Annotated in this window: 9 protein-coding genes and 3 tRNA genes; 5 read left to right on the plus strand and 7 right to left on the minus strand. The window is 47.7% G+C overall.

The genetic code is table 11. From position 1 onward, the window contains the following. Positions 1-165: 165 nt before the first annotated feature. From DWU89_RS19780 to DWU89_RS19790, 3 genes are all read right to left on the minus strand, one after another. A tRNA-Asn gene (locus DWU89_RS19780) sits at positions 166-239 on the minus strand. 35 nt (positions 240-274) lie between these two features. Continuing rightward, positions 275-348, minus strand: a tRNA-Asn gene (locus DWU89_RS19785). Between the two features lie 37 nt (positions 349-385). After that, positions 386-459: transfer RNA gene (locus tag DWU89_RS19790), tRNA-Asn, on the minus strand. A gap of 107 nt (positions 460-566) precedes the next feature. On the opposite strand from DWU89_RS19790, the gene DWU89_RS19795 reads away from it, so the two are divergent. From DWU89_RS19795 to DWU89_RS19805, 3 genes are read left to right on the plus strand one after another with little or no spacing between them, the layout of a single operon-like run. After that, positions 567-1,544 (plus strand): adenosine kinase, encoded by a 978-nt coding sequence (locus DWU89_RS19795; RefSeq protein ID WP_115501354.1) that lies wholly within the window; start codon positions 567-569, stop codon positions 1,542-1,544. A gap of 47 nt (positions 1,545-1,591) precedes the next feature. Beyond that, positions 1,592-3,346: a S41 family peptidase gene (locus tag DWU89_RS19800; protein ID WP_115501355.1), complete on the plus strand. Its 1,755-nt coding sequence runs from the start codon at positions 1,592-1,594 to the stop codon at positions 3,344-3,346. Positions 3,347-3,355: 9 nt separating this feature from the next. After that, complete coding sequence (locus DWU89_RS19805) at positions 3,356-4,015, plus strand: M15 family metallopeptidase (RefSeq protein WP_115501356.1); 660 nt, start codon at positions 3,356-3,358, stop codon at positions 4,013-4,015. Between the two features lie 9 nt (positions 4,016-4,024). Here the strand turns inward: DWU89_RS19805 and DWU89_RS19810 are convergent, their stop codons facing one another. Together DWU89_RS19810 and DWU89_RS19815 are read right to left on the minus strand one after the other, a co-directional pair. Beyond that, positions 4,025-4,393, minus strand: coding sequence for a YccF domain-containing protein (locus DWU89_RS19810; RefSeq protein WP_115501357.1), 369 nt, complete (start codon positions 4,391-4,393; stop codon positions 4,025-4,027). Positions 4,394-4,404: 11 nt separating this feature from the next. Further along, on the minus strand, positions 4,405-5,652 hold the full coding sequence (locus DWU89_RS19815; protein WP_115501361.1) for a M23 family metallopeptidase: 1,248 nt from the start codon (positions 5,650-5,652) through the stop codon (positions 4,405-4,407). 200 nt (positions 5,653-5,852) lie between these two features. On the opposite strand from DWU89_RS19815, the gene DWU89_RS19820 reads away from it, so the two are divergent. Next, positions 5,853-6,278 carry an META domain-containing protein gene (locus DWU89_RS19820; protein WP_115501358.1) on the plus strand — a complete coding sequence of 142 codons (426 nt, stop codon included), beginning with the start codon at positions 5,853-5,855 and terminating at the stop codon, positions 6,276-6,278. Positions 6,279-6,288: 10 nt separating this feature from the next. Beyond that, positions 6,289-6,732, plus strand: a complete 444-nt coding sequence (locus DWU89_RS19825) for an META domain-containing protein (protein ID WP_115501359.1) — start codon at positions 6,289-6,291, stop codon at positions 6,730-6,732. A gap of 171 nt (positions 6,733-6,903) precedes the next feature. On the opposite strand, the gene DWU89_RS19830 is transcribed toward DWU89_RS19825, so the two are convergent. Then, positions 6,904-8,778, minus strand: a complete 1,875-nt coding sequence (locus DWU89_RS19830) for a sensor histidine kinase (protein ID WP_244205962.1) — start codon at positions 8,776-8,778, stop codon at positions 6,904-6,906. A gap of 66 nt (positions 8,779-8,844) precedes the next feature. Beyond that, positions 8,845-10,038, minus strand: coding sequence for an exo-beta-N-acetylmuramidase NamZ family protein (locus tag DWU89_RS19835; protein ID WP_115501360.1), 1,194 nt, complete (start codon positions 10,036-10,038; stop codon positions 8,845-8,847). Positions 10,039-10,180 lie beyond the last annotated feature (142 nt).

The raw sequence follows: 10,180 nt of genomic DNA on the forward strand, positions 1-10,180 counted from the left end.
AAGAATAGTTCGTAACCTGTTTCCATTGAGCAAAAATAATTATTTTTTGCTTTCTCCACAACTTTTCGGGGTGAGCCCTTTTTCTTAGCTGTGAATGCTACCCCGTAACTTTTTGTGCGTATAAAATGAAAAAGAGATACTCTTGTGAAGTATCTCTCTTTTCTGCTCTTCCTCTTGGACTTGAACCAAGGACCCTCTGATTAACAGTCAGATGCTCTAACCAACTGAGCTAAGGAAGAATATGTCTTTTTCAGTCTTTCCCGATGTCTTTTCGCTCTTCCTCTTGGACTTGAACCAAGGACCCTCTGATTAACAGTCAGATGCTCTAACCAACTGAGCTAAGGAAGAAAATATGTCTTTTTTCGGTCTTTCCCGATGTCTTTTGCTCTTCCTCTTGGACTTGAACCAAGGACCCTCTGATTAACAGTCAGATGCTCTAACCAACTGAGCTAAGGAAGAATTTATCCTTCATTTTCGGGCTTCTTATACCCCTTTCTGAAAATGCTCTGCAAAAGTAGAGGTTCTTTTTGAAATATGCAATATCTTTGCGAAAAAAAATAGAAAAAATGAATACGATTGGATTAGGAAATGCTTTGGTCGACGTACTGTTGAGGCTGAAGAACGACGATGTACTGGCAGAAGTCGGTATACAAAAAGGGGCAATGGATATGATTAATCAGGAACAGATGGTCAAAATCCGTAAATCACAGGAAGGGCTGGAGCGCAGCCAGGCGCCGGGCGGTTCGGTTTGTAACACGATGCGGGCGATGGCTATTCTCGGGGCGAAATCCGGATTTATCGGTAAAATCGGTTCCGATTCTGTCGGCGAATATTATGAAGAGGCTTTGAAGAAGGCGGGAGTTACCCCTTATTTTGCCAAGACGAACGGTATCTCCGGCAGTTGCACGGTCCTGATCTCACCCGACGGCGAGCGTACGATGGGTACATTCCTCGGCCCGGCTCCGACGATCACGCCCGATGAGATTACGGAAGAGATGCTGTCGGCCTACCAATGTATTTATATAGAAGGTTACCTGTTGGTGAACGAAGAACTGGTTCGTGCGACTATGCAGAAGGCGAAGAAGTTAGGACTGAAAGTGGCGCTCGACCTATCCAACTTTAATATTGTGAATGCTTTTCGCGGATTGTTGGAAGATATTATTCCTAAATATGTCGATATCCTCTTCTCCAATGAGAGCGAAGCCGAAGCCTTTACCGGACTGAAAGCGCAGGAAGCGGTAAAGGTTCTTTCCGGACAGGTGGAAATTTCTTTAGTGACTTTAGGCAAAGAAGGTGCGCTGGTCGGTAGCAAAGGACAGATCATCGCTGTCCCGGCGGAAGGCGGAAAGCCTGTCGATACGACCGGGGCGGGCGACCATTTTGCCGCCGGATTCCTTTACGGGCAGTCTGTCGGTGCAACATTGGAACAATCCGCCCGTATCGGTTCGCTCCTGGCGGGCTATATAATCGATGTAATCGGTGCACAGATTCCGGATGATAAATGGGGACAAATAAAGTTAAAAGTAAATAGTATATTGGACTGACAAGCGTTTATTATATACATTTACGTCGTTAATTAACTAAATATTCTATGTGTAAACAACGAGAGAAAATAATAGCTCTTATCGCTTTTCTGTTTCTGTTTGGAGGGATGATCCCCGGACAGGCGCAGCAAGATAACCGTTTCGAGGTGAGTAAAAACCTGGATATCTTTAACGCTCTGGTGAAAGAGGTGGAAATGTTTTACGTGGATTCGGTCGACGTGGAGAAGACAGTGCGTCGCGGTATCGATGCCATGTTAGGAGGCTTGGACCCTTATACGGAATACTATCCCGAACAGGAGATGGATAAGCTGAAATTCATGACGACCGGCGAATACGGCGGTATCGGTTCCTATATCCGTGAACGGAAGGAAGGCGGTGTCTATATTATCGAACCGTTTGAAGGTATGCCGGCGGCTCTGGCTGGGTTGAAGGCGGGCGACCGCATTTTAGCTGTCGATACGGTAGACGTGACGAACAAATCGTCGGACGAGGTGAGCGCTCTGCTGAAAGGCGTTCCCAATACGAAGATGGTATTGAAGATACAAAGTCCTTATGATAAGAAACCCCGCCGGGTGGAACTGGTGCGCAAGCAGATTCTGGAAAACCAGGTCACCTACTATGGCGTCCGGGGAGATGGCGTAGGTTATATCTATCTGAAAGGCTTTACCGACAAGAGTGCGCAGGAAGTGAAGAATGCTTTGGAGGATTTGAAAAAGAATCATCATATCAAGTCGCTCGTATTGGACTTGCGTAACAACGGCGGCGGTCTGTTAGAAAGCGCCACGCAGATTGTCGGCATGTTCGTCCCGAAAGGGAAAGAGGTCGTTTCGACAAAAGGCAAGATCAGCCAGTGGGACCGTACTTATCGTACGCCCAACGAACCGCTCGACACGGTTATGCCGATGGCTGTCCTGATTAACGGAGGTTCTGCCTCTGCCGCTGAGATTGTTTCGGGCTCTTTGCAGGATATGGACCGCGCCGTACTGATCGGACAGCGTTCATTTGGAAAGGGACTTGTGCAGTCGACCCGCGAACTTCCCTACAACGGAAGCGTGAAGGTGACGATGAGTAAATATTACATCCCCAGCGGGCGTTGCATCCAGCAGTTGGACTATACGCACCGGAATGCCGACGGAAGTGTCGGCGCTATTCCCGATAGCCTGACTTCGGTATTCTATACTTCCAAAGGACGCCCTGTACGCGACGGTGGCGGTATCACTCCCGATTTCAAGATCGAGGAACCGGAAACGCCGACGATGATGTATTATCTGGTCACCGACTTCGTGCTGACGGACTTTGTCGCCCACTGGTCGCAAAAGCATAAGACTATCGCCCCGGCCGAGGACTTTGAAGTGACCGACGAAGATTTCGAGGCATTCAAACAATATGCCAAAGAAAAGAACTTCACTTATGACCGGCAGAGTGAAAAGCTGCTGAAGAATCTGAAGGAAGTGGCAAAGTTCGAAGGATATATGGACAGCGATTCAACGATTTTCGATACGTTGGATGCAAAACTCACTCCGGACCTGGAACGTGATTTCGACCGCAACAAGGAACAGATCAAGAAGCTCTTAGCTTCCGAGATCATGAAGCATTATTATTTCCAGAAAGGCGAGCTGATCCAAAGCCTGAAAAAAGATGAGGTACTGGATAAGGCACTGGAAGTATTGAGCAATCCGGAACTGTACAAGCAAACGCTTTCCGCACCCGAAAAGACTGAAGAACAGCCGGTCACTCCCAAACCTAAATCCGGTAATGGAGGAGGTGATCTGGCTTACCGGTATAATCAGGGATTGGTGTAAGCTTTGGGGATGAAACATCTCATTCTATTTGTAATACTACTATTCTCCTCTTTCTGCCGGGGGCAGGATCTGGATGCTTATATGGCGGGGCGTAAACTGGTCGACGTCACTTCGATGGATACGACTTTGCGCGTACAACTGGTGTATGCCTCGCCTGATAATTTTCTTGGAAAAGCTGTCTATTCGGGTATAACGCGTGCCTGGCTACATCCTGATGCGGCACATAAGCTGCTTGCTGCCCACCGGTTGCTGAAGAAAGAACATCCCGGATGGCGTTTCCTGATTTATGATGCCGCCCGCCCCATGTCGGTACAACAAAAGATGTGGGCGATGGTCCGGGGAACCGACAAGACGAATTATGTCAGCAATCCCGCCAACGGAGGCGGTTTGCATAACTACGGGCTGGCCGTCGACCTGACTATTATAGATGAAAAAGGAGAACCCCTTCCAATGGGCACTCCTTTTGATTTTTTCGGGGAAGAGGCGCATACGACCAATGAAGAGGTCCTGTTGGACAACGGGCGGATAACACGTCCGGAATTTGAGAACCGCCGTCTGCTGCGCCGGTTGATGAAGCAGGCCGGCTTTCGTTCCATCCCTTATGAATGGTGGCATTTTAACGCCTGCACCCGTGCCGAAGCCCGGCAAAACTATCCGGTGATAGACTGATTTCTTCCCTTAAACGATATTCTTTCCAAACGGGGCAAGGGCCAGAGCTGCCATCTTGAAGTGTTGCCTGCCGAAAGGAATCCCGATAATCGTGATGCACAGCAATAGGCCGAAGCCTAAATGAGTCAGGCAAATCCAGAAGCCCCCGACAAAGATCCAGATTACATTCATAATCAGGCAAAGGCAACCGCCGGAATTGCCGTTGTCTGTCACTTTGCTACCGAAAGGCCACAGGGCGAGCATTCCTAACTTCAGTGTTTGCACCCCGAAAGGAATCCCGATGATCGTCACCATCAGCACTAAGCTGGAGATGAGATACTCCACGGCTGTGATCAGTCCGCCGCAGATAAGCCAGATGATATTTCCTAAAAACTTCATATCCTGAATATTTATTGATTAGTTTTTAATCTCATGCTGTCAAGCTCGGCCAATACCGCCTGCTTCACAACGGCAAAGCTGTCGCGCAGTTCCGGTTTGACCGGCAGCGAAGGCGGGGCTTCCATCTGAAGCGGGTTGATCGGCTGTCCGTTCTTATAGACGCGGAAGTCGAGGTGCGGCCCGGTCGAAAGGCCGGTCGATCCGACGTATCCGATCACCTGTCCCTGCTGTACATGGCTGCCCACTTGTATTCCTTTGGCGTACTTGCTCAGGTGCATATAAGAAGTGGTGTAGACGGAGTTGTGTTTCACCTTTAACGTGTTTCCTCCGCCTCCCATATATCCTTTGGCGATGATGGTTCCGGCCCCGATACTCTTGACCTCTGTTCCGACAGGTGCGGCATAGTCTACGCCGTGATGGGCGCGATAGCGTTTCAGGATCGGATGGAAACGGGCGTTTGTAAAACGCGAAGTGATGCGGAAGAAGTCGAGCGGCGCTTTCAGGAATTCTTTCCGGAGGCTGTTTCCTTCCAAGTCGAAATATTCGAAAACGCTGTCCTGTGTAAACGGTATGGCGGTGAAGTCTTTACCCTGGTGGGTGAAAACGGCCCCTCCGATGGAGGTGATATTCAGGGCGGTTGTGTCGTCTATGTAAGCCACGTCGTATAAGACCCGGAACGAGTCTCCTTCTTTCACGTCGAAGAAATCGATCTGCCAGGCATAGACATCGGAAATCTTGATCGCTAACAACGGGTCGGCCCCGCTCGATTTGATGACATTCCAGAGCGAGGAGTTGAGCGTCCCTTCCGTATAATGGCGTTTGATGGTGATCGGCTTGTTAAATTCGTAAGCCAGAATCGAATCGCCGGTCAGGTCGATGACGGCATAGTCTACGAGCGATTTGGCAAAAGCGATATACCGGATGTCGGTCACACTGTCTTGCGTCGTGAACGTATAATAATGCATACCTGCACGGAGCTTTGTCGGGTCCAGGATTTCTGTGGATGCTTTTGAGATGCTGTCCGCTTTCATGGCCGAGAAACCGAGGCCGGAAAAGATGGAGGCGGGGTTATCGCCATTTTTGATCTTGTATTCCGATACGTTCAGCGAGTCGATGCAAACGCCGTATTGGTAAACGTGTTGCAGGCTGTCTAACCATTCGCTGTCTACCTCTTCTTCGGGCTGTTGTTTCGTGTGGGTACAGGATAAGCAGGAGAGCAATCCTGCGAACAGTATATACAAGGCAAATCTCTTATTCATCATCGGCTTTCTTTTCGTTGCAACAAATATACAAAATTAATCTATATATAAATCGAAGAGGGGTTCCGGTCTGGTTGCCCTTTCGGTCTGTTTGGGACTGTTCTTGTTAAGATGAGTTAAATAATGACTGTCCGGGGAACATTTTGCCGTAAATTGGCGTCTTAATTTTACGAGAGATAATTATAAAAGAAAAAGTAAAAATGAAAAAAGCTATTTTGACACTATTGATGGTTCCCGCATTTGTCGGGATGTTGTTTTCTTGCTCTGAAGCCAAAACGGATGCAAAGAAGTTGGAAGGTAAATGGAATATTGTAGAAGCGAAAGGGGAAAAGATACAGAAAGAGAATTTGCCCTATATGGAATTTGACATGAAAGATAAGAAGGTTCATGGCAATGCCGGATGCAATATCTTCAATTCGACAGTTGTATTGGACGACAAAGATATTTCTTCGATTACGATTAATCCGGCCGCTGCAACCATGATGGCTTGTCCGGATATGGAGACGGAAGGCGTGATCCTGCAATCGTTTGACGATGTGAAGGGGGTTAAGGCCGGACAGTCCGAAAACGAAATGTTGCTGGTCGATGGAAGCGGAAACGTTGTGCTCGTCTTGTCTAAAAACTAATTCAACGGAGATGAAGAAGTATATATATCTTTGCCTGGCTGTTTTAAGCATCGGTATCTTTGCTTCCTGTAAATCAAAGAAGGCGGTGGAAGCCACTTTCTCCGATTTGGATGGAAGCTGGAATATCGTCGAGTTGAACGGAAAGACGTTGAACCCGGCTGAGACGAAGCAGGTTATCGAATTCGACGCCGCCCGTCATACCCTTTCGGGGAAAGCCGGTTGCAACCGGATGATGGGGCAGATCGAATATAGCGATACGCGCAAGAATATCATCAAGTTCCCGCAGGTTGCAACCACGCGCATGGCTTGTCCGGATATGAGCGGCGAGCAGGAGTTGCTGAAAGCATTGGACAAGGTTGTCCGTTTTGAAGCGGAAGGTGATGTGAGACCTGTCGATAAGATCGCTTTCTACGGCACGGACAATACGAAGCTGATGGTGATAGAAAAGAAGTAATCCTATAAATAAAGCACTTGAAAGGGGGATGTGTCAAAACTGCCCTGTTCCCGCGCTTGACGCGGGATCGCATTAAAACCGACCGTATAAACAACTGATTGATAAGGTCTGTTCTTTTGCGGCCCCGCGTCAAGCGCGGGGACAAGAGACTTTTTGATACATCCCCATTTTTTATTTCTGCTGGCAAGGCAATATCAGTGTGAAGCAACTGCCTTTTCCTTCTTCCGAAAAGAGGGTGATCCGTCCGTTCAGGCGTTCGGCAATGGTTTGGCAAATCGATAATCCAAGGCCCGTTCCCTGTACAAATTCGTCGGCTTTATAGAAGCGTTCAAATACTTTCTTTTGTGCTTCTTCCGACATCCCTTTTCCGGTATCTTCAACGAAGATATGTACTTCATTGGTACTTTTATCATACCGGTATCCCATCTTGATATATCCTTTCGTCGTGAACTTGACGGCATTGTTGATGAGATTCGTGATGACTTGTGTGAACCGGAAGCGGTCCACATGGAGGGTAATATCCATATCCGGAATCTTTTTCAGGAAAGAAATGCCGGCCGGCATGAGCAGATGGTGTGTCTGGTAGATCTCTTCCATCAGCTTGTTCAGTGAACAGTACTCGAAAGTGAACGACATGCGCCCCGACTCGATACGCGACAGTTCCAATATGTCGTTGATGAGTTTCAGCAACAGGTTACTGTTCTTATTGATCGTATCCCGGAATAATTCACGTTCTTCCTGCGTCAGGTCCGTTTCATCCTGCAGGAGGTTGGTAAAACCGACGATCGCGTTTAAAGGAGTCCGTATCTCGTGACTCATGTTGGCCAAAAAGGCCGATTTCATCTTATTGGCTTCTTCCGCCCGCTCTTTCGCTTCGACCAACCGGAGCTGGGCAAGCTTTTTCCGCTCGCTCTCACGAAGATACATATAAACAAGGCGCATGATGGTATAAGTGACAGCTATAAGGAACAAGATGCCGGCGATGATCAAATAAGTCTTATAACGGATTTCGAACGGGAGGTTATAAATGATGCTGTCTTCGGGCAGGTCTTCTATTTTTATGTTGAAGCGCCGCATTTCTTTCCAGTCGAAAGCATAGACTTTCGGACTTACCGTAATGGGAATCTGGTCGGGCGATGTCCCTTTAAGAATATGGGTAGCCGTTTTAGCAACACAGTCGACTTGCAGCTGCAGGGTGGTGAAGTAGCCTCCGGTAATTCCCCTGTTGTCGTTGAATCCGTTATTAATGACCGTGAAGTTCGGGACGTTGGCCAGGCGACCGATGGTCAATACGTTAAAATCCAGAATGATCTGCATGCAGGCCGTATATGGATTTTCTTCAAATACCCAGAGTAGTTGCCGTGCGGTCAAGCTGTCTGCCACTGTCATATACAAGGATGTCCCTCCGGGCTTTCCTGCTTGGATGACTCTGGGCTGACGTCTGGAACGTGCCGGGTATAATCCTTCATTGATCGCTATATCCTGTCCCTTAAGATCTTCCTGCAATACTTCAAAAGCTCTATTGCCGATAAAGACATTCGTTCTAAAAATCAGAATCTTGGAACTTCCGTATAGTTTCTCGACCAGTTTCAACGTTTTCAGGTACTCCGGCTTATCCCAGTAACCGGTGAAGTTCGGATGATGTTTCAGTAATTCCCAGTTGGGAAAGTTAACGCCGGAAAAAACGACAGGGGTGGATTTTCCCAGCGGATGGTTACAGGCCATCAAAGTATAAGTTGCCTGGTCGTCGTTTACAATAATAATATCCGGTTTGAAGCTTAGTGTGTCGAGATAAGAATACATACGTGCTTCTTCATCGTGGGCATTATAGCGTTCGCAGTCCAGGTAGAAAGTACGTATATTGGATGTTATGTGTCCTTTTTGCAGCTTTTCATGAAGCAGTTTATCAAATTTGCAGTAAGTCGTCAGAGTCTCATCGTATGACTGGATAATAAGAATGTCAAAACTTTTTTTGGCATGGGTGGGTACACTACTCCTTACTCCTTGTGGAAAGCAAAGGGCCAGCAATAATATTATTTTATACACATGTGCCTTAAAAAAAAAGAACTTATTTGTAACCACCCTAAATTTGATTTAAATAATCGGTCAAAGTTAGTGATAATCGGGATATAATAAATACTTATTTCTCAATTTTTTATATTCATTCAGAGCCGGTTGCCAACTGGCGCGTATCTCGTCTTCACTCAAGCCCCGGATTATCTGGAAGCGCAGTTCTTTTGTTCCGGCCAGCAGGTCGAACCATTGCGGGCGGGAAAAGAAAAAGGCCTGGTCTTTCCCTGCCAGGTTATAGAAATCGAGGAAAAATTTCAAGGTCAGTCCTCCGGGAAAAGGATATTCCCGTAAATCTATGCCGTAGCATTCTTTATCCATATGCAAAGGCTTTGTGTCGAATCCCGGCAAGGAGGTCGGTGTAAAGGTGAAATCTCCGTATTTCGGATCCGGCGCACCGAGCATCTGGAACGGATAATAAGTGCCGCGCCCCACGCTGATATTCGTTCCTTCAAAGAAACAGAGCGAAGGATAGAGGCGGATTGCCTGGTCGTTCGGCAGGTTGGGAGAGGGCTTGACCGGCAGCCAATAAGGGTCGCCGTGGCTCCAGTTTTCCATCTTGACGATATGCAGCTTGCAGGTATCGGGTGTGCTGTCGAGCCAGCCTTCCTTATTGATCATCCAGGCCAGTTCGCCTATGGTCAGGCCGTGAAGAATGGGCAGCGGATCGACGCCGACAAACGATTTGAGCTTCTCTTCGCGGACAGGGCCGTCTACAAAATCATTGGGATTAGGGCGGTCTAACACAATAAATTCGACTCCGTTTTCGGCACAGGCTTCCATTACATAATGCATAGTGCTTATGTAGGTGTAGAAACGGGCGCCGACGTCTTGAATGTCAAACACGATCACGTCCAACCCGGTCAGCTGTTCGGCTGTCGGTTTTTTGTTTTTACCGTATAAGGAAATGATGGGAACGCCGGTTTTCACGTCACGGCTGTCTTTTATTTCCGCACCGGCATCGGCTGTTCCCCGAAAACCATGTTCGGGAGCGAACACTTTCTTTACGCTGACACCTTCTTCCAGTAGGGCGTCTAACAGGTGTTTTTGCTGTTTTTCGAGGATGGAAGTCTGGTTCACGACTAATCCGACCTGCTTGTCTTTCAACAGGCGGGTAACGACGTCCATACGTTCGGCTCCTAACTTCAGCTGCCCCTTTTGCGGGGTGACGGCCTGGATATTGGACACGAGGAACAGGCTTAACAGCCAGAAGGCACACCTGATAACAGTTCTCATTGACACATTCCTATATGATTGTTTCTGCAAAAGTAACGAATCTTTTTGTTCTTTTGTTTTAGTTGTAAGAAAAAGTGAGCTATCCCGTTCCCGCGCTTGACGCGGGATCGCATTAAAACCGACCGTATAAACAACTGATTGA

The organism is Parabacteroides acidifaciens, assembly GCF_003363715.1.
GTDB lineage: Bacteria > Bacteroidota > Bacteroidia > Bacteroidales > Tannerellaceae > Parabacteroides > Parabacteroides acidifaciens.

Excerpts from the sequence above, each read along its gene's own strand:
- DWU89_RS19835 (WP_115501360.1), bottom strand. The coding sequence starts at position 10,038 with ATGAGAACTGTTATCAGGTGTGCCTTCTGGCTGTTAAGCCTGTTCCTC.
- DWU89_RS19795 (WP_115501354.1), top strand. The coding sequence starts at position 567 with ATGAATACGATTGGATTAGGAAATGCTTTGGTCGACGTACTGTTGAGG.
- DWU89_RS19825 (WP_115501359.1), top strand. The coding sequence starts at position 6,289 with ATGAAGAAGTATATATATCTTTGCCTGGCTGTTTTAAGCATCGGTATC.
- DWU89_RS19810 (WP_115501357.1), bottom strand. The coding sequence starts at position 4,393 with ATGAAGTTTTTAGGAAATATCATCTGGCTTATCTGCGGCGGACTGATC.
- DWU89_RS19815 (WP_115501361.1), bottom strand. The coding sequence starts at position 5,652 with ATGAATAAGAGATTTGCCTTGTATATACTGTTCGCAGGATTGCTCTCC.
- DWU89_RS19820 (WP_115501358.1), top strand. The coding sequence starts at position 5,853 with ATGAAAAAAGCTATTTTGACACTATTGATGGTTCCCGCATTTGTCGGG.
- DWU89_RS19800 (WP_115501355.1), top strand. The coding sequence starts at position 1,592 with ATGTGTAAACAACGAGAGAAAATAATAGCTCTTATCGCTTTTCTGTTT.
- DWU89_RS19805 (WP_115501356.1), top strand. The coding sequence starts at position 3,356 with ATGAAACATCTCATTCTATTTGTAATACTACTATTCTCCTCTTTCTGC.